This is a genomic window from Marinomonas sp. BSi20584, assembly GCF_002792415.1.
GTDB lineage: Bacteria > Pseudomonadota > Gammaproteobacteria > Pseudomonadales > Marinomonadaceae > Marinomonas > Marinomonas polaris.
Map to the genome: position 1 here is coordinate 52,787 of NZ_KZ454894.1, position 18,835 is coordinate 71,621.

16 protein-coding genes and 1 riboswitch are annotated in these 18,835 nt (G+C 44.1%); of the genes, 5 read left to right on the plus strand and 11 right to left on the minus strand.

Going from position 1 to position 18,835, the window contains the following annotated elements:
- Nucleotides 1–26: 26 nt before the first annotated feature.
- A complete protein-coding gene (locus TY87_RS19535; RefSeq protein ID WP_072839436.1) occupies nucleotides 27–1,127 on the plus strand; it encodes a LacI family DNA-binding transcriptional regulator in 1,101 nt (366 codons plus the stop codon).
- A gap of 39 nt (nucleotides 1,128–1,166) precedes the next feature.
- Here TY87_RS19535 and TY87_RS19540 read toward each other — a convergent pair whose 3' ends face one another.
- The 11 genes from TY87_RS19540 to TY87_RS19590 form a co-directional block, all read right to left on the minus strand.
- Nucleotides 1,167–1,883 (minus strand): 3'-5' exonuclease, encoded by a 717-nt coding sequence (locus TY87_RS19540; RefSeq protein ID WP_100188349.1) that lies wholly within the window; start codon nucleotides 1,881–1,883, stop codon nucleotides 1,167–1,169.
- On the minus strand, nucleotides 1,884–3,740 hold the full coding sequence (locus tag TY87_RS19545) for a putative nucleotidyltransferase substrate binding domain-containing protein (RefSeq protein WP_072839438.1): 1,857 nt from the start codon (nucleotides 3,738–3,740) through the stop codon (nucleotides 1,884–1,886).
- A gap of 57 nt (nucleotides 3,741–3,797) precedes the next feature.
- A complete protein-coding gene (locus tag TY87_RS19550; RefSeq protein ID WP_100188350.1) occupies nucleotides 3,798–4,364 on the minus strand; it encodes a TMEM165/GDT1 family protein in 567 nt (188 codons plus the stop codon).
- Nucleotides 4,365–4,370: 6 nt separating this feature from the next.
- Nucleotides 4,371–4,566, minus strand: a riboswitch (yybP-ykoY riboswitch).
- A gap of 106 nt (nucleotides 4,567–4,672) precedes the next feature.
- Nucleotides 4,673–6,262 (minus strand): BCCT family transporter, encoded by a 1,590-nt coding sequence (locus tag TY87_RS19555; RefSeq protein WP_072839440.1) that lies wholly within the window; start codon nucleotides 6,260–6,262, stop codon nucleotides 4,673–4,675.
- A gap of 477 nt (nucleotides 6,263–6,739) precedes the next feature.
- Nucleotides 6,740–7,909: a radical SAM family heme chaperone HemW gene (hemW, locus tag TY87_RS19560; protein WP_072839441.1), complete on the minus strand. Its 1,170-nt coding sequence runs from the start codon at nucleotides 7,907–7,909 to the stop codon at nucleotides 6,740–6,742.
- Nucleotides 7,906–8,529 carry an RdgB/HAM1 family non-canonical purine NTP pyrophosphatase gene (gene rdgB, locus TY87_RS19565; RefSeq protein WP_100188351.1) on the minus strand — a complete coding sequence of 208 codons (624 nt, stop codon included), beginning with the start codon at nucleotides 8,527–8,529 and terminating at the stop codon, nucleotides 7,906–7,908. Before rdgB ends, hemW begins: the two co-directional genes overlap by 4 nt.
- An 83-nt stretch (nucleotides 8,530–8,612) precedes the next feature.
- Nucleotides 8,613–9,203, minus strand: a complete 591-nt coding sequence (gene metW / locus TY87_RS19570; protein ID WP_100188352.1) for a methionine biosynthesis protein MetW — start codon at nucleotides 9,201–9,203, stop codon at nucleotides 8,613–8,615.
- Entirely contained in the window at nucleotides 9,203–10,360 is a 1,158-nt protein-coding gene (metX, locus tag TY87_RS19575) for a homoserine O-succinyltransferase MetX (protein WP_100188353.1), read from the minus strand. Before metX ends, metW begins: the two co-directional genes overlap by 1 nt.
- 242 nt (nucleotides 10,361–10,602) lie before the next feature.
- Entirely contained in the window at nucleotides 10,603–12,489 is a 1,887-nt protein-coding gene (locus TY87_RS19580; RefSeq protein ID WP_100188354.1) for a methyl-accepting chemotaxis protein, read from the minus strand.
- A 218-nt stretch (nucleotides 12,490–12,707) separates the two neighbouring features.
- Nucleotides 12,708–13,310, minus strand: a complete 603-nt coding sequence (rsmD, locus tag TY87_RS19585; protein WP_100188355.1) for a 16S rRNA (guanine(966)-N(2))-methyltransferase RsmD — start codon at nucleotides 13,308–13,310, stop codon at nucleotides 12,708–12,710.
- Complete coding sequence (locus tag TY87_RS19590) at nucleotides 13,307–14,623, minus strand: peptidase M16 family protein (RefSeq protein WP_100188356.1); 1,317 nt, start codon at nucleotides 14,621–14,623, stop codon at nucleotides 13,307–13,309. Before TY87_RS19590 ends, rsmD begins: the two co-directional genes overlap by 4 nt.
- 172 nt (nucleotides 14,624–14,795) lie before the next feature.
- Between TY87_RS19590 and ftsY the strand changes: the two genes are divergently transcribed.
- The 4 genes from ftsY (at nucleotide 14,796) to rpoH (ending at nucleotide 18,765) form a co-directional block, all read left to right on the plus strand.
- Entirely contained in the window at nucleotides 14,796–16,025 is a 1,230-nt protein-coding gene (gene ftsY, locus TY87_RS19595; protein WP_100188357.1) for a signal recognition particle-docking protein FtsY, read from the plus strand.
- Nucleotides 16,026–16,088: 63 nt separating this feature from the next.
- Nucleotides 16,089–16,760, plus strand: a complete 672-nt coding sequence (gene ftsE / locus TY87_RS19600; protein ID WP_072839449.1) for a cell division ATP-binding protein FtsE — start codon at nucleotides 16,089–16,091, stop codon at nucleotides 16,758–16,760.
- Entirely contained in the window at nucleotides 16,761–17,768 is a 1,008-nt protein-coding gene (ftsX, locus tag TY87_RS19605; protein WP_072839450.1) for a permease-like cell division protein FtsX, read from the plus strand. It abuts the gene before it with no gap.
- 130 nt (nucleotides 17,769–17,898) lie between these two features.
- Nucleotides 17,899–18,765, plus strand: a complete 867-nt coding sequence (gene rpoH / locus TY87_RS19610; RefSeq protein WP_072839451.1) for an RNA polymerase sigma factor RpoH — start codon at nucleotides 17,899–17,901, stop codon at nucleotides 18,763–18,765.
- Nucleotides 18,766–18,835: the final 70 nt, after the last annotated feature.

The following is an 18,835-nucleotide window of genomic DNA, read 5'->3' on the forward strand; positions in this document are numbered from 1 at the left end:
GTTCTTTTGGTTTGCGAGTAGTTAGTATGACAAAAAACATAAAAAAACTGACTTTAAAAGACGTTGCTGAGCGATTAGAAGTCTCCACGGCAACCATCTCAAACGCCTTTAATCGCCCCGATCAATTGTCGGCGACATTGCGTGAAAATATTCTGAGCGAATGCGAAAAAATGGGTTATTTTGGCCCTAATGCAGCTGCTCGTAGTTTACGCACTGGTCGCACGGGAATCGTTGGCATTGTGTTGTCTGATGACCTCAGTTATAGCTTAACTGATCCTGTAGCTAATCAGTTTCTAAAAGGCATGGCGGAAGTCTTTGAAGCCAATGAATACAACATGCTGCTGTTGTCTTCCGATCAAGTTGAGCAAGATGCACAAAGCCGTATGCAATCTTCCATGGTAGATGGTTTTATCGTTTATGGTCATAAACCACAGCAATGTATTAATGCGCCTTGGTTGATGCCGAATAAGAACATCATCACAGTGGATAGCTTCATTCCTGGTACCACATCGGTCAACATCGAAAACCACAGTGGCGCATATCGAATTGCCAGCCACGCTTTAAAGCATAAGCCTGACGCCGTGGCTATTTTAGGTTTGAGTCTATTGGCGACAGATCGAGTGTGTCGTATACGCGAAGACGAATTGTTTGATCGTGCGGCGTCTATTTCGATCCAACGTTTGTATGGTTACTTTCAAGCATTGGAAGAACATCAGTTGTCGGTCGCATCCGAGCATATTTGGAATATCCCTGAGAACAACCATAAACTGGCTTATCAGGCTGCTCGTGAAGCTCTAACTATGGCTAAGCGTCCGCAATTATTATTGTGCATGAGTGATTGTATAGCGATTGCGGCGGTGCAAGCGGCCTTGCATTTAGGCTTGCGTGTGCCGGAAGATTTGCAAGTGGTTGGTTTTGATGGCATCCCTGAAAGTGCCAATATTCATCCTTCGATCACCACCATACATCAACATACAGTGGAAAAAGGCCGTGTTGCTGCAGAAGTGTTTTTAGGGCTTCGAGAAGCCAAAGACGTGGTGTTAGAAACCGAATTGGTTATTCGCGAAAGTTGCCCTTCAGTTTCTGAGCATGCTGAACCAGCTCTTGCCGAGTCTGCACTTGCTTAAGAGTTAGCAGCAAAAAAGACAGAAGCAGGCCGCAAAGCATCACACCCAATAGTTTGATATATCTGCGTTTGGGTCCATATGATAGGAAATTTGCGCTTGCAATAATTCGGCCGATGACAACGCGTCGGTGAGTGCATGGTGTGCTTTATAGCGCGGTAGTTTATAGCGTTGACGGCAAGCGTCTAAGCGTAAAGAAGGCTGTCTGCCAAAGCGTTTCCACCAAGGTTTAAAGGTCGCTTGGCGCTCAATATCCATGGTGTCGAGCACGGGAAAATACAGTGGGAAACCATATATTTTCATCGACGCTTCGAGTAAAAACTGACGCTCGATGGCAACACAATGCACAACGATGACTTGATGTGTGAGTGCCAGTAAAATCTCATCCAAAATGGCATGAAGTCGCGGTGCTTCAGCCAATTCCGAATGGGTGATTTCATGGATAGTGACAGATTCTGCATTCAGCGACCGTTCTGGTTTTGCCATCCAATATTGCGCACCTTGGCAACGAATGGTTTTGTGGCTGAGGGGGATTAAACCGAGGCTGATTATTTCATCTTGGCTTGAGTCAAGTCCTGTGGTTTCTAGATCCAAGGCCAGCAACGGCGTATCTTTCAATTCTGTTTGCGGTGCAATCATTCCCGCTTGATAATAGCGTTTCAGAGGACCTTCTGGCGCTTCTTCTGCCCATTCTGAAAACATGGCTTGCCAATCTTGAATGCCTTCTTTGGATTTATTTTTCAATAATAACTTTGCCATTTAGCTGCGTTTCCCTGCGTAACGGAATTTAATGAACTCCTGTTGGCGAGTAACGATATGAAAAGCATCTCGTAGATGGCGTTTTTCAAAGGACGACAAGTGCTCAGGGTTAACGTGGTTATTCGGTTCTTCGCCTGCTTCGATCTGGTCTTTCTGATGTTTGATCCGCACCATACCTATCATTTCCAATGCCAGCGCAAGATCTTTAGCTCGGCCTTCCGGTAATAATCCTGCCGCTTCAATGTCTTCGATGCGCTCAAGAGTGTTGAGTTTGTCACTGCCACAGGCAAGGGCGTGGACACGAACGATATCGATAATCGGAGCGATTCCTCGCTCTTTGAGATTGAAAGTGCGTGACTGTTCACCTTCGCCATCTAAAACAAATTGTCGAAAAAATCCCAATGGCGGTTTACGCTGATTGGCATTTCTCGCCATAAAGGTTAGAAAGCCTGAGTGCTGCAGAGCTTCTTGGCGTATGTGTTGGTTTAGTTGTTTGGCGAGTGTTTTATCGCCGTAGATACCGCGTAAATCAAAGAAGATAGACAGTCGTAGCAGAGCTTCGGCTTTGGGTTTTTGTATCCACTCACTGAAGTTTTCTTTCCAAACTCTTAGCGGCTGACGCCAGCGTGGATTGGATGCCATGATGTCGCCAGTACAAAGTGTGTAGCCGCAGTCATCCAGATGACGGCAAACCCAATCTGTCAGCGCTTCGAAATATTCGCCGTGAAGTTTTTTATCGTACTTGTCACTCAAGACAAGTGCATTATCTTGATCGGTTTTAATGGTTTGCTCTTCTCTTGCCTGTGAACCAAGCGCGATAAAACAATATGGCACAGGTGGTGGCCCGAACTTCTCTTCACCAAGTTGCAGCAGTCGTTTCACAAAGGCAGTACCTATGTGGGACATGGCGTTACCAATCATTTGTGTATTAGCATCTGCAACCACAAGCTGAGTAAACGTATGTGTCATCTTGCGGCTGATACTTTTCAAGCCTTCGATGCTGGTTTGCTTATAAATATCGCTTATCAGATAGACGCTGCCGTGGCTTTCTTTTTGAATAATATCTCCGGTGCTCACCACGCCGATAGGGCGACCATTTTTGACAATGGGAATATGGTGAACGTTACGCTCCATCATTTTTAAAACGGCTTCAGATGCATAATCACCGCTGTCCATAACAATGGGATCGCGGGTCATTATATCTGCGATAGAGGTGCTGTAGGCAAGACCTTTGGCAACCGCACGAGTACGTAAATCTCGGTCTGTGACAATGCCAATCAATTCGTCATTTTCAGTAATAAGCAAGCTTGAAACACGATGCTCCGCCATGATTTGCGCAGAAGTCAGAATGTCTGAGCTGATGTCTGCGCTAATCGGTGGTCGTCTCAACAAGCTGACAACAGGACAAGTCATTAACGATACATCTGAGTTTTGTGAATCCATCGCAACGCGCAAACGCACTTCGCGAGCGAGTTCAAAGAAGTCAGAAAAATTGTCGTTTTCTTCGTAGAGCTTTAGAAACCAGCGCGCCGGAATGCGATACAGCAAGCTGTCTTCGATGGTTCGCATGGATTGTGAAGACTTGCCACCTCGCAATAGAGAAAAGTAGCCAAATAGCTCGCCTTCATTCATACGTCGAATTAACTTTTCCTCTTTGCTAAGCACTTCAATTGCACCACTGCGAATAAAGAACAAGGTATTGTTCAGTGCGCTTGGAGCGATAACCCACTCGCCAGCACGAACATACTGAATCTCTATTTCTTTGGTCATATCATTGAGTTGCGGATCGTCGGCAATCTCATTGAATGGCGCGTGCTGACAAAGTGCTTCGAGTATTTCGGTTAATTCGACATCCATTGTTCTGTTCCTGTTTATTAAAAAGCAGTTTTTCGAACCGGTTGGTTAACCGCCTCTTTATTTAAGCAGCGGCGCCGCTATTGTCACGATTCCCATAATGAGGAAAAGCAAACAAGCAAGCTGACGTGTGCGGTCGGCATTGATTCTGTCCATTATCCAGTTACCTGCAAACACAACAGGTACGTTCGCCAGCATCATACCGATAGTTGAGCCTAGCAAGACCATCCAGACACTGCCATAGTGAGCGCCTAATAAGACGGTTGCGATTTGAGTTTTGTCACCAATTTCGGCAAGGAAAAACAAGATAAACGTCGCACCAAACGCACCATACTTCAGCATGCTATTGTCTTCACTGTCGTCTTTATCTGGGATCAATAACCATAAACCTACGGCGATAAAGCTTAGACCAACAATCCAACTGATTGCACTTTCTGGAATCCATTTTGCAATTTCTACGCCAAGCCATGCTGATAGCGCATGATTGAGCAATGTCGCAGCAAGAATACCAAGCACAATAGAGGATTTAGACGCGAAACGAGTAGCAAGGAATAAGGCTAAAAGTTGGGTTTTATCGCCCATTTCAGCAAGAGCAACAGTAGAGATAGAAGTGAGTAGTGCTTCCATTTGACAGGTCCTAGGTGGGCAATAAACGAAAGACAACAAACCTGAGCCCACCTGAGCCAAGTCATTGTCTTAAGTCTCATCAACCCTGTCGATACTGTATCGGATCAGGACTTCTTTGCCACGAGCTTGAGGCTCAATTATGTTGACAAAGAATCTTTGCAGTACATATGTGTAGTGCAAAGAAGATTACTCCCCTAAGAGGACGCCGATAATAGAGTATTTACAAAAAGAAAACAACGCGAACGTCCAGTTACGGCCATTCGCGTTGTTTTTTAGTAGCAATGAATCTCTATAAAGTCGCTATAACGCTATGCTTTTTTATAAAGATGCATATCGCTATGCAAACCTTTCCACAAGCTCACACACATGATTAACATGAGCAATGTGAATGGTAAGCCAATAGTGATTGCAGCCGCTTGAATTGCACCAAGTGCTTCAGAACCACCACCAACAAGCAAAGCAATCGCGATGATACCTTCTAGAACCGCCCAGAAAACACGTTGAATCATTGGTGCATCAGTTTTACCGCCAGCGGTAATACCATCGATAACCAAAGAGCCTGAGTCAGAAGACGTTACAAAGAATACCAATACAAGAATGATACCAATGAAGGAAATCAAAGACGTCAACGGTAAGCTCGCAAACATTTGGAACATAGCCAATGAAGAATCAGTAATACCGTTTGCCAATGCACCAACGCCATTCGCAGACTGATCTAAAGCTGATCCGCCAAAGATAGACATCCATACAAGAGAAACAACCGTTGGTACTAATAGAACTGCTACTAGGAATTCACGAACAGTACGACCACGAGAAACGCGAGCGATAAACATACCTACAAATGGTGACCAAGAAATCCACCAAGCCCAGTAGAATACAGTCCAACCGTGGTAGAAGGTAGTATCGTCACGACCAATCCAGTTACTTAATGGAATGATGTTTTCAACGTAGTTCAACAAGTAAGAACCCATTGCAGCAAAGATAGCGCCAGTGTTACCAACGACTACGATGAAGATTGCCAATACAGCCGCGATGATCATGTTGACGTTAGACAGCAGTTTCACACCACCTTCTAGGCCACGTGCTACCGATATGATGGCAACGGCTGTTACACCACAGATCACAAAGATTTGTGTGGTTAGCGTATTTGGAATATCAAACAGGAAGTTAAGACCACTTGTTGCTTGCAGTGCGCCAAAGCCAAGCGATGTTGCCAAACCAAAGATAGTCGCAATAACTGAAATAACGTCAATTACGTGACCAATTCCGCCCCAGACTTTCTCACCAAATAATGGGTAAAAAGCAGAACGAATAGTAAGAGGTAAACCTTTGTTATATGCAAAGAATGCCAAAGACAGACCAACAACCGCGTAAATCGCCCAAGGATGAAGACCCCAATGGAACATGGTTGCGCCCATCGCTAGATCACGAGCTTCAGGCGTGTTTTTAACCACATCAAATGGCGTGCCATACCAACCTGTGTAATAACCAACAGGTTCAGCAACACTCCAGAACATCAAACCAATACCCATGCCCGCTGCGAAGAGCATTGAAAACCAAGTAATAGTGGAGTGTTCTGCTCTTGCTTCGGTACCACCAAGGCGGATCCTGCCTAGAGGAAGGAGAATCAGTAGCAAACAAAAGAGTACGAAAATATTACCAGCAACCATAAAGAACCAATCAAAATTATTGATCGACCAGTTCTTTGCACCTGATAAAATGGAACTCGCATCAGCAGGGAATAAGATACTGCCAATGATGAATGCAAAAATAATAAGCGCGCTTGTACTAAACACTGGGTTTAATACGTCAAGGCCAAGAAACTGAATGTTATCTTGTCCTACTTTGTATGACGTGTTGTATTCTGCCCGACCACTGTCAGGTACTTTATTACTCATAAACATTCTCCTGAATTAGTGAAAACTTCCCCAAGACCTTTGTTGGATAACTGAACTTATAAAGGTCTGTGCAAATCTTTTTAAACGAAAATCAACATGAGCTTTTTTTTACACAATTCCGCTACTTCACCCTAAAAGAATTCTCATTATTAGATTGTTCTTAATACGACGTATTTTGTTCTGTTTTCACAATTTATGCTTAATCTCGTGTTGGCAGTTATGCTGACGAGATAAAAGTCTTCTAGCATCTCAGTAACAAAGAGAGCGAGAGGATAGAGCGCCGTAAATTGTTGAAATAGAACGAAACGATGGGCTATTTCTTTCGTTTAAAAAGATAGTTTTTGTTAAAAAAGCCACTAGTTTGTATGTTGCTAATAGAACAAAAAAGGCCATCAAAGATGGCCTTTTTTGTTCTTAACCTAATAAGAGTTACATCTAAATGCTTAGATGTCAAATTATAGTAAATAAAATGGCGTGCTACGGGAGGAATAATTCAAGCAATTCGTTGAGGAATAATTTCCCTTTTTCGGTAGTTTTGACGCGCTGATTCTTCCATTCATCGGTATCTAATAGACCCTGTTTTAGTGCTATTTCACAGGCTTTGACCAGAGAACTTGGCACGCTTTGATAAGTGAAGCGCTCGTAATCCTTTAAATCAAAGGTTTCGAACAAGCGTAGACGGTTCATCATGAATTCAAGCGGTAGGTCTTCTTGCTCGATGGCCTCTTTGATGACCAAGGCTTCAGGTAGGTTGTTTAAGTAATGATTTGGATGGCGAGTCTTTCGTGTACGAAATATTTGACCATTAACCAATGTGATCTTGCCATGAGCGCCAGCGCCAATTCCTATGTAATCGCCGAAACGCCAATAATTAAGGTTGTGTGCCGCGCGACGGTTCTCTTTTGAATTAGCCGAAACTTCGTACTGAGCATAACCATGTTTGGTCAACAGCTCTTGTCCTGCGTCTTGAATTCCCCACAAGGTGTTGTCTTCGGGTAGCGTTGGTGGACGACGATAAAACTCAGTATTTGGCTCGATAGTCAGTTGATACCAAGACAAGTGCTCAGGGTTCAGTTCGATGGCAAGAGACAAGTCTTCTAGCGCCATTTCTAGGCTCTGATCTGGTAAGCCATGCATTAAATCGAGGTTGATATTGTCAAAGCCAGCGGCTCTAGACTTATCCACAGCGTGTATCGCTTCCTCACGGTTGTGGATTCTTCCTAGGGTTTTCAACAGGTTTGGCTGGAAACTTTGGATACCGATGGACAAACGATTAATGCCAGCCTGACGAAAGTGGCGAAACTTTTCTTGTTCAAACGTTCCTGGATTGGCTTCCATGGTGATTTCGGCATTGTCTGCCCACGTTAGCTTTTCGCGCAGGGCATCCATTAAACGATAATAGAAGTTTTCGCTCATCAAGCTTGGCGTACCACCGCCAATAAAAGCGGTTTGTATTTCTCGTCCAGCGACATAAGGTAAATCGGCGTCTAGATCAGCCAGAAGCTGTGCCAAATAGGCGTCTTCTGGCAGTTTGCCATTGGCTTCAAAACGGTCTGCTTGATGAGAATTGAAGTCGCAATAAGGACACTTACGCACGCACCAAGGTAAATGAATATACAAACTTAGCGGTGGTAACTGAGTGCTCAAAATGGCTTACCTAGTTGTGAAAAAGAGGATTGTTGAAAGGATGCGAATAGCTGTTTCAAAGCTTTGGCGCGATGGCTAATTTGGTTCTTTACTTCTTTTGGTAGGCTAGCCGCACTGCAAGCGCATTCCGGTACATAAAATACGGGATCATAACCAAAGCCTTCTTGGCCTTCCGTAGATGTCAAAATACGGCCTTCCCAGACGCCATGAAACACTTGTGGGGTTGGATCGTCCTTGTGGCGCATATAAGCCAATACACAATGAAAACGAGCGGTACGTTCTAGTTCAGGTACGCCGTCTAGTTTTTCCAATAATAGCTTGTTATTCGCTTCGTTATTACCGTGATCACCGGCAAAACGAGCAGAGTAAATACCCGGCGCACCGTCGAGATAATCCACTTCAATACCAGAATCATCAGCCAATGCAGGCAAGCCAGTGTGAGCACAAGCGTTGCGCGCTTTTAGAATGGCGTTTTCAATAAAGCTCAAGCCTGTTTCTTCTGCTTCTTCGACGTTAAACTCGCTTTGCGGTTTGACATCAATGCCCATGTCACCTAGTAACGCATTGAATTCTTTGATTTTTCCAGCATTGTTGCTGGCTAGTACGATGGTTTTGTTCATCGGTCTTCCTTTTTAAACTTTTAAAACAAAGGCGGCTGATTCGCCGCCTTGTTGATTGTTCTATTTATGCTACTGACCGTGGTTTAACGGCTGATGTGGAAAATCGCCGTTTCACTGAATAAGTTCGGCATAGAGCGAATCCACCAATGGTCTTTTAGTTGGCCGTCTACGGCAGCCCAACGTAGGATTTTAATGTCTTTTTCACGACATAAACGCTCAAAATCTTGAAAGGTGAAAAAGTGGATGTTCGGTGTGTCGTACCAATTGTATGGTAAGAAATCAGATACCGGCATTCTGCCTTTTAACGCCAAATGCAAACGGCTTCGCCAATGTCCGAAGTTCGGGAAAGTGATAATGCATTCTTTACCGATGCGCAGCATTTCATCGATCAACAAATCTGGGCGACGAAATTGTTGCAAAGCATGGGTCATCAAGACTAAGTCAAAACTTTGGTCATCGAAGTTTTGCAAACCTTCGTCGATGTTTTGCTCTAAAACTGGAATGCCTTTTTCGATACAGGTATTTAAATCGTCAGGGCCGATTTCCAAACCATAGCCTTTCACCTGTTTGTTTTGAATGAGATGGTGAAGCAACTCACCGGGACCACAGGCCAAATCGAGCACTCGAATATTGGGCTTAACCCATTCATCGATCATTTCTAAATCAGAGCGCATTATTTGACCTCCGTTGTAAGGCTATTGGCAACCCGGGTTAAAAAGGTGTTTAACACAGCCATGTAGCGAGGGATTGGGAACAAAAAGGCGTCATGACCTTCTGCCGCTTCGATCTTGGCGTAAGAAACTTGTTTACCAGCCTTGACGAGCGCGTTGACGATTTCTTCACTGCGCTCTGGAGAGAAACGCCAGTCGGTAGTAAAGGAAACCAATAAAAACTCGCATTGTGCGCGGCTTAGAACGGCAGAAAGATCACCATTGGTTTGTGACGCGGGATCAAAATAATCCAGCGCCTTTGTCATCAGCATGTAGGTGTTGGCGTCAAAACGTTTGGTGAAGGCTTCGCCTTGATAACGTAAATAACTTTCTACTTCGAACTCAATGCCGTAATTGTATTGGTAGCTATCATGGCGCATCTGGCGACCAAATTTAGCGCCCATGGCATCGTCTGAAAGATAGGTAATGTGACCCAGCATACGCGCCAAACCAAGGCCGTTAGTTGGTACAGAGTTGTTGTCTATGTAGTTGCCATCAAAAAAATCTGGATCACGACGAATGGACTGACGTGCGACTTCGTTGAAGGCGATGTTCTGGGTGGATAGTTTTGGAGCTGACGCGACAATCACCGCAGATTTCAAGCGAGTGGGGAAGCGAATGCTCCATTCAAGTACTTGCATGCCACCAAGGCTGCCACCGACGATAGCGGCGAAGGTTTGGATACCCAATAAATCGGCTAAACGCGCTTGGCTTTCGACCCAATCTTCTACTGTGACAATCGGAAAACTGGCTTCCCAGCGCTGCCCTGTTTCTGGATTAATGCTCGTCGGCCCCGTTGAACCACAGCAACCGCCTAAGTTATTGAGAGCAATAACAAAAAACTTATTTGTATCGATGGCTTTACCAGGTCCTATTGCCGTATCCCACCAGCCCGTTTTGGTATCCGACATGGCATGATAACCTGCAGCGTGGTGATCTCCGCTCAGCGCGTGGCAAATTAAAATAGCATTGGAAGCGCTTTGATTCAGGGTCCCATAAGTCTCGTAAATAAGTTGGTACGATGACAAGGTCTGTCCGCAGGAAAGCGCCAACGGGGTGTCGAATTGCGCAATCTGTGGCGTAACAATACCAACAGAGTCGGCTGGAATGACGTCCGGCATAGGTTTGTTTTTATCCTAAAGTAAAGTCCTAAAGAAATTGCTCGAATTCCCGTGAAGAAATGTGGGAAGGTTCATCGATGAAAGATGTTACACAGTCTAGCGTTTGTGCACAGTGTCATCAAGAGGCGGATGCCGCCATCAATCGGTATACGGTATTAGAAGGTTGAAAGTAAAACGCTTCTGCCATCAGCTGATGGCAGAAGCGTTTTACTTATTACTGATATCTATCGAGTGATAATACGCTAAACGAGAGTGAATACTTGGGTTTTAACGGCAAGTTGCTCGGAAATTTTCTGAATCTGCTTAGTTTTATCCGCCAAAATATCGATAGAGCGAGTATCTTGGTTTAACTGTTGAGCAATTTCTTCCATCTCTGTGCTCATTTGAATGGCGGTACTAGCAACATCCTGAATGGCGCTTGCCATTGAGTCGGTGGATTTCGATCCTGTCATGGCGTTGCTTTCTATGTCGCGCATGGCTTCTTCGGCCTTGCTGCCATTTTCACTGATGATTTTCAAGTTGTCTTGTCCGCTTTCCATGGTGCTAATTGCGGTTTGAGTCGACTGCTGAATGGTATTAACTATGTCCGTAATTTTCGAAGTGGCATCAACGGTTTTTTCTGCTAATGCTCTTACTTCATCTGCGACCACAGAGAATCCGCGTCCCGCTTCGCCAGCGCGAGCAGCTTCTATCGCGGCGTTCAGCGCGAGTAAGTTGGTTTGGCTAGCAAGGTCATTAATCATGGCAATGACGCTATCGATGTTTTTGGATAAACGGCCTAGTTCATCAAGTTGTTGGCTGGTTATATTCACAATATTCACTGTGTCGGTGATGCTGCTTAACACCAATTTAATCGTATCCGCGCCAGATTTAGCGGATTGGTAGGTTTCATTGGAGTGCGCTTGAAGCGTATTTGTGGTGCTAGACAACTCGGTTAAACGGCTAGAAATATCGTCCGTTGCAGAAGCCAATGAATGTGTACGCTGGTTGACTAAGTGGTTACTGCTGGCAATGCTGCTGATGGTGTTGTTTAAATCAGTGGACATAGTGCTGACATTGTCAGTTGTCGAAACAACATCTTTTAATACGTCACCCAAGCCGCTAGTCATTTCATTGAGAGATTGGCTCAATTGATCGAACTCATCGTTACGTTTAGTGTTAACTGACGCTTTTGATGACATATCGCCTTTTTTAACTTTATTAAGGTCAGTAATTATGTTTTGTAACGTGCTATTGACGCTGCGGCCAATGGCAAGCATGAGCAGTGCGGCTACTAGAATTACAGCGATACTAACGCCCAGTAGGGTTGCGTTGGCTTGTGTTGAGCTTTCTTCCGCGCTGTTTTCTGCTTGCTGAACTTTGTTCTCAATCAGTTGATTCGCTTTAAGTTGGCTTTCGGTAAACTGATTTTTTTGTGTCGTGAAAGTATTTTCGATCTCGCTAAGCGATTTGTATTCCTTACCGTATTGCAGAATGGCATCGCGGTAAGCGTTGGCTTTTACACCGTGAGTGTCTTGAAAACCAAAGTTTTCAATTCGGTTATCGAAGCGGTCGAAGCTGGAGGTAAACTCTTCTAGATTGCTTTCGGTTGGATCTGATAGATAGCCAGCCTCAGCTTTACGCACATTGGTGAACTCTCGTTTTAATAAGCTAAGCTTTTGGATGTCTTCGCTTATTTCTGTCCCCATTTGATCTACGCTACCGCGTAAACCTGAAGAGGAATCGAAACCAATAATATAGCGTTTTTCGATCAGCGCGATGAGTGCTTGGCTATAGTCGTTGAGTTCTACTAGGTTTTCTTCGAGAGTTTGCTTCAAGTTTTGGCTATGAGCTTTTTCAATATTTGTAGCGATGATGTTGGCGTTCTGTGCAATTTGTTCTTTCGCGCTTGCAATGTAGTCTTGGTAATTTTCTACAGAAATGGAGCGCAGGCTATCAGCTATCTCAAGCATGTGAATGCTAAGTTGATCATTTGATGCTTGAATCTTTGAGAGGTTTCTCAGCTCATTGTTGGCGCTTTGTTGGGATGAGAGCCCTGTCATGGCCACAGCAGTGACGATAATTAACCCCGTAATCGCAGTGATTAGAAGTATGAACAGTTTGGTCTTAAAGGATAGGTTTGACAGCATAGGTACCTTCCATCGCGAGGCAATGTTTAAGTGAAGTGCTCATTAATGGCACATATTCTATTAGGTTATGCAAGTATCGTGCTCAAATCAAAGTGGCTGATATAGCTTGTTTTGATTAAGACATTATAGGAGGGAAAATATTGTTTTGCTTATTTTTGGTGCGATGTTTGTACCGGTGGATCAGAAAGCCCTATTTTGGATAGGGCTTGGGCACCGAATTATTTAGATACTTCAAATAATCGATAAACCAATTGGCCAGCGACTTTTTCTTTTAACAAAGACCAGTGGCTTGGTAGTGCAGGTAGATCGGCTTCTTTTTCCATTTCGATATAAACAAGCGCACGATCTGCGAGCCAGCCTTTTTCAAGCAAAGGGATAATTTGTGCTAACCAGCCTTTGCGAAATGGCGGGTCTAGAAACACAATATCCATGGCATGTGGCGTGACCGTATCAAGAAAGACGGCCGCGTTTTGTGCAATCACATTAGCACTGTCCGTTGCGCCTAGCGTTGCTAAGTTTGCTGTCATTTGTTGTGACACTACGCGTGAGTTATCGACAAAAGTCATGTGCTTTGCGCCGCGTGATAACGCTTCTAACCCAAGTGCACCTGAGCCACAAAACAGGTCACCACAAACAGCACCTGGAATATAGGCATTGATCCAATTGAATAAGGTTTCTCGTACTCTGTCTGGCGTTGGACGTAAACCTTCAATATCTGGAATCGGCAGTTGGCGAGAGCGCCATTCACCGGCGATGATACGAAGTCTCGATGCCTTCGCTTTACTTTTATTCGAGACGTTACTTAGAACTTTTTTCTTCATTGGTAAACCTGAATCTCTTGATAGGACGATGGTTTTAATAGGTGTTGTAGAGCCGTTTGATAATCTTCTATGGTGAAGCTGTCGATGGCATCTTTGTAGCCTTCGGCGAATTGCTCCACTGTGAGCGCACCATCTTCATGGGTGACTTGTGTGGCAATATAGCTCCACCATGTTGGTGATAGCGTTTGCTGTTCGAGTTGTTGCTTGAAATTATCCAGTAGAATGCCAAAGGTTTTGCTGTCGTTTACTGAGGGAACTTGTTCTACAAACACAAGGCTTTTAGCGTTAACGAAGCGACTGGCATCGTGGCTAGGTTCGCTTACTGTTTCTGTTATGCTGTTAGCGTATTGGATATTCCACCATGCCCAAGGGCGCTGCGGTGAAAGCGTAAAAGCGAGCTGAACAAAATCAATATGTTGTTGCTGGTTGAGCGTAGAAACCAAGTCAGCGCCCCAAATTTGCAAACTGATCCATTCTTTGATTGAAGACACTGGCATTAATGCGATGGCGCTGCGAGTTTGCCAAAGTTCGCCTTCATTTTGTTGAATGGTTGAGCTGATGGACTCGTAATGAATGGCCTCGGCGGAAGCGTTTGAAAGTCGGTAGTCTTGGCTGATGGTATTGATTGCATTTTTGACTGCTTGCTTAGTTTCTGGTGACATCTCGCCCACGATAAAAATAGTAGCAGCAGACGATTTTAAGCTCTGGTAATAGTCGGAAACTTGTTTTAAAGAGACGGTAGTTATGGTGTCGTTGTTTTGATCATTAGCCTTATCGAAAAATAAAACATTTTCGAGCTCATGTTGGACGGGGGGATTTGCTCGGTGTTGGGTTTGCCAAGCATCGAAAGTGCGAGGTTTGAAATCTGGTTGTCTAAGCCAATTGGTTGCCAAGGAAAGTGTTGGAGTCAGATATTTTGGCTCATTACTCAGTGTTAAACCAATGGTTTGATTTTCATGATCATAATAGCTGTTTGCGCTGGCAGCTAAAGGCGCGAGCCTTTGGTTAATTGAAGCAGTACTAAGCGGTAAAGAGTCGCTCATTAACATGGCCAGCGTGGTTTGGATCAATGTTATGTTAGTAGTGACTGAGCGAAATGAAAAACGAAGCTCCAGTTTGTTGCTATCTTGCCATTCTGCTTGTTTTAACCAGACCACAGGAATACCTGACGTGGTTGTCCATTTCTCAATTTGAGGTGTGGGTAACTTACTGCTCGGAGCGGTTAAATTTAACAGCCAAATAGCCAGAGTGCAGAACAACATGACCGCCGCCAGAACGGGTCGGCTAAATAGAGGTTTGCTATCGTCGGACATAATGAACCTTGAGTGGTGCTTGTTAAGAATATTTTGGCTAAAACTAAGCCTGTTTGCGAGCCAGAATGATGTTAAAATAACCGTTTTTAAGTGTCCATGTATGTGGCGCTGTGTCTAATCATAGCATTTCACTGATGTTTATCGCATCAGTCAAAATAAAGAGACTGATTTAATGGAAGTTGTTAATCAAATTATTGCTTTTTTTACACCGTATCTTGGTGAATATGCACGTTATGTTCCTATTGCGATTGGAACACTTTTAGCCATTATCGCTTTCGTTGTTCGCCGTCGTTTTGTGAACAAAATGAATGCAGATATTGCAGCAGCTAAGAAAAAGGATATAGATACGCCCGATTCAGTTCAGGATGAAACAGCCTCAGCGGAAGCTTTGGCTTCTGACGAGCAACTTGCAGATGACGTGGCGATAAGCACTAAAGCACAAGCAGTAGAAGAAACGCCAAGTGAGCCTGTGCAGCCTACGTTATCTTGGTCTCAGCGTTTTAAATCTGGTTTGTCTCGCACTCGCAGCGGTTTAGGCAACGGTTTGTCTTCTGTTATCGGTGGTCATAAAAAAGTAGATGATAATCTGCTTGAAGAGCTAGAAACTCAGTTATTGATGGCGGATGTCGGTATCGACGCCACACAGACCTTGATAAGCGCGTTAACAGACAAGCTAAACCGTAAAGAACTAAAAGACTCAGCAACATTGTTAAGTCATTTAAAAGCCGACATGGAAGGCATTCTTACCCAGTCTCAGCAAGTGCTTGAGCCAGTCAGTAAAAATGGGCCTTTTGTTATTTTAATGGTGGGCGTGAATGGTGTTGGTAAGACGACAACCATTGGTAAGTTGGCCAAAAAATATCAGGCTGAAGGCAAAAGTGTTATGTTGGCAGCAGGTGACACCTTTCGTGCAGCTGCGGTTGAGCAGCTTCAAGTATGGGGTGAGCGTAATAATGTTCCTGTTGTTGCTCAGCACACTGGCGCTGATTCGGCGTCGGTTATCTATGATGCGATTGAGTCTGCTAAAGCTAAAGGCGTCGATATCGTTATTGCAGATACCGCTGGTCGTCTACAAAACAAAGCGAATTTGATGAACGAACTGTCTAAAGTCGTTCGTGTAATGAAAAAGCTAGATGAAAACGCGCCACATGAAGTTATGTTGGTTTTGGATGCTGGTACTGGTCAAAATGCTATCAGTCAGGCTAAGCTGTTTTCCGAAGCGGTTGGCGTGAGCGGTATCACACTAACTAAGCTGGATGGAACCGCAAAAGGCGGTATTATTTTTGCCATCGCCAAACAGTTCGGCATTCCTATACGTTATATTGGTGTAGGTGAACAAGCGGATGACTTACGTCCATTTGTTGCTAAAGAGTTTGTCGACGCATTGTTTGATAGTGAATAGCTTGATAGCAAATAAGTGGTGATTAGACCTTTCTTCTTTCTAATTTAAGGATGCTGGATTAGCGTGGAAATCGAATTTCAACGAGTGGGTAAAAAGTACGAGAGTGGACAAGAAGCATTGTCGCAGGTGAGTTTTCATTTGCAGCAAGGTGAAATGGCTTTTCTTACTGGGCATTCTGGTGCGGGTAAAAGTACCTTGATGAAACTCATGATGATGATCGAGCGCCAAACCTCGGGCCAAATTTTGGTCGATGGTGTTGATTTGCGTACTTTGAGCCGCCGAGCGATTCCTCATCATCGACGTCGCGTTGGCGTCGTGTTTCAGAATCATCAGTTGTTATTAGATCGAAGTGTTTTCCATAATGTTGCCTTGCCATTGTTGGTGAGCGGAGCGGATCCTCAACAAATTGCAAAGCGAGTGCGTGCTGCGCTGGATAAAGTAGGTCTGTTGGATAAAGAAAAATACAATCCAATGGCGTTATCTGGTGGTGAGCAACAGCGTGTTGGTATTGCGCGAGCAGTGGTGAATAAACCACAATTGTTGTTAGCCGATGAACCAACGGGTAATTTAGATCCCAAATTGTCAGCAGAAATCATGAATTTATTCCAAGAGTTTAATCGTGTTGGTGTAACCGTCTTGGTTGCTAGTCATGATTTAGCACTGGTTGCGCGCATGCGTCATCGTGTTTTGACTTTAAATCAGGGTCGAATGGTGAATGATGGAGGGTTTGGCTAAATGGCACAGAAGCCGAATCAACGCGGTGCGACCAGAGAGTCGATTAAAGCAACCAAACATAATTGGCCGACGCGAACGTCTTTTAGTCCGAGTAAATATTTTCGTCAGCATCAAACGACTTTAACCGAAAGCTTTATGCGGCTAGTGAATTATCCATTGGCTAGCATTATGACGGTGATGGTAATTGCAATAGCTTTGTCTCTACCAGGTGGTTTGTATGTTTTGCTGAAAAATGTGCAATCTGTCACAGATCAATGGGAGCAGCAGTCGGTCATTACCTTGTATCTTTTCCCTAATTTAGAAGACACGCAAGCTCTTGCCTTGTCACATCGCCTTTCTGCGCAAGCGGATGTAGCGTCAGTGGAATATATTTCTAAGGAAGAAGGGCTTCGATATTTTGAGCGTTCCAGTGGCTATGAACAAATTATGTCTGCTTTGCCTGAGAACCCTTTACCGATTGTACTGAGAGTTATTCCTAAACAAGCGGTAGATATTACGACGTTATCGAGTTTGCAAGCTTTACGAGACCAGCTAGCGGCACAAAAAGAAGTGGATTATGCAGAACTTGATGCACAATGGTTACAGCGTCTTGCGAATATACTGAGTTTTGGGCAGCGATTTGTCTATGCTCTGTCGGTTTTGTTGGTCGTTGCTGTGCTGTTGATTGTTGGCAATACCATTCGCATGGCGGTAGAAAGCCGTCGTGATGAAGTGTTGGTTATGAAGTTGGTTGGTGCAACCGATGCTTATATTCGCCGACCATTTTTGTACATGGGGTTTTGGTTTGGCGTACTGGGTGGTTTTTTCGCCAGCCTTTGTATTCTCGTGCTTAGCTGGTGGGTAAGTGCTCCAGCAGAGCGATTGATTGATCTCTATCAAAGCGGTTTTCAACTTCAGACTTTTAATGCGGATGAAATTGTTTTATGTTTAACTATCAGTGCATTTGTTGGTGTGTTTGGCGCATGGATTGCCGTTAACCGACATATCACAACTATTGAACTGCAGTGACAATGAAAGGCTAATATCACTACTAAGATAATAGCCATGGTTTATTCACATTTATGTCACACACAAGCAGAATTTACTTGTTAGTATTTTGTCATACACAGTATGAACAATTAGAAAGGTGGAAATAGAGATGGGTAAAGCTCTCCAGCCTACGGATATGATGATTCCTGGTCAGAACCTAGAGTCTTACATACAAGCCGTCAGCAGAATTCCGATTTTAACCGCAGACGAAGAAAAAGCGTTGGCGGAACGTCTTTATTATCAAGAAGACCTTGAAGCTGCGCGTACCTTGGTTATGTCGCACTTAAGATTTGTTGTACATATTGCGAAAAGTTACTCTGGATATGGTTTAGCTCAAGGTGACCTTATTCAAGAAGGCAACGTTGGCTTGATGAAAGCGGTTAAGCGCTTTAACCCAGAAGTCGGTGTTCGCCTTGTTTCCTTTGCTGTGCACTGGATTAAAGCCGAGATTCATGAATTTATTCTGAAAAACTGGCGCATTGTTAAAGTAGCTACGACAAAAGCACAACGTAAAATGTTCTTTAATTTGCGTAGCGCGAAAAAGACCTTGTCTTGGTTCAGCAATTCAGAAGTAGAGTCGGTTGCTAGTGATTTAGGTGTGACACCAGAAGTGGTTCGTCAAATGGAAGGGCGTTTAAGTTCTTCTGATATGGCGTTTGATGCTTCTGCAGACGACGATGATGACAGTGCTTTTCAAGCGCCATCTCAATATCTAGAAGACCATCGCTCAGATCCTGCAACCTTGCTTGAAAATGGTAACTGGGAAGAAGACTCCAATCAGCGTCTAGAAGTTGCTATGGCTGATCTTGATGAGCGTAGCCGAAATATTCTAGTGCAACGTTGGTTGTCTGATGCAAAATCTACCTTGCATGAATTGGCTGATGAATATGGCGTTTCTGCTGAGCGTATCCGACAGCTTGAAAAGAATGCAATGAAGAAAATTCGACTTGCAATGGGTGATGGTCAGTTTGACTGATTGTTACGCTTAGCAGGTAAAAAATAAAAAGCCCTCCAAGTGAACTGACCCCATAAAGTTGGACTCTATT

Excerpts from the sequence above, each read along its gene's own strand:
- TY87_RS19535 (WP_072839436.1), top strand. The coding sequence starts at position 27 with ATGACAAAAAACATAAAAAAACTGACTTTAAAAGACGTTGCTGAGCGA.
- TY87_RS19540 (WP_100188349.1), bottom strand. The coding sequence starts at position 1,883 with ATGGCAAAGTTATTATTGAAAAATAAATCCAAAGAAGGCATTCAAGAT.
- metW (WP_100188352.1), bottom strand. The coding sequence starts at position 9,203 with ATGCGCTCTGATTTAGAAATGATCGATGAATGGGTTAAGCCCAATATT.
- metX (WP_100188353.1), bottom strand. The coding sequence starts at position 10,360 with ATGCCGGACGTCATTCCAGCCGACTCTGTTGGTATTGTTACGCCACAG.
- rsmD (WP_100188355.1), bottom strand. The coding sequence starts at position 13,310 with ATGAAGAAAAAAGTTCTAAGTAACGTCTCGAATAAAAGTAAAGCGAAG.
- TY87_RS19580 (WP_100188354.1), bottom strand. The coding sequence starts at position 12,489 with ATGCTGTCAAACCTATCCTTTAAGACCAAACTGTTCATACTTCTAATC.
- ftsX (WP_072839450.1), top strand. The coding sequence starts at position 16,761 with ATGGCACAGAAGCCGAATCAACGCGGTGCGACCAGAGAGTCGATTAAA.
- TY87_RS19550 (WP_100188350.1), bottom strand. The coding sequence starts at position 4,364 with ATGGAAGCACTACTCACTTCTATCTCTACTGTTGCTCTTGCTGAAATG.
- rpoH (WP_072839451.1), top strand. The coding sequence starts at position 17,899 with ATGGGTAAAGCTCTCCAGCCTACGGATATGATGATTCCTGGTCAGAAC.
- TY87_RS19555 (WP_072839440.1), bottom strand. The coding sequence starts at position 6,262 with ATGAGTAATAAAGTACCTGACAGTGGTCGGGCAGAATACAACACGTCA.
- TY87_RS19590 (WP_100188356.1), bottom strand. The coding sequence starts at position 14,623 with ATGTCCGACGATAGCAAACCTCTATTTAGCCGACCCGTTCTGGCGGCG.
- ftsY (WP_100188357.1), top strand. The coding sequence starts at position 14,796 with ATGGAAGTTGTTAATCAAATTATTGCTTTTTTTACACCGTATCTTGGT.
- TY87_RS19545 (WP_072839438.1), bottom strand. The coding sequence starts at position 3,740 with ATGGATGTCGAATTAACCGAAATACTCGAAGCACTTTGTCAGCACGCG.
- rdgB (WP_100188351.1), bottom strand. The coding sequence starts at position 8,529 with ATGAACAAAACCATCGTACTAGCCAGCAACAATGCTGGAAAAATCAAA.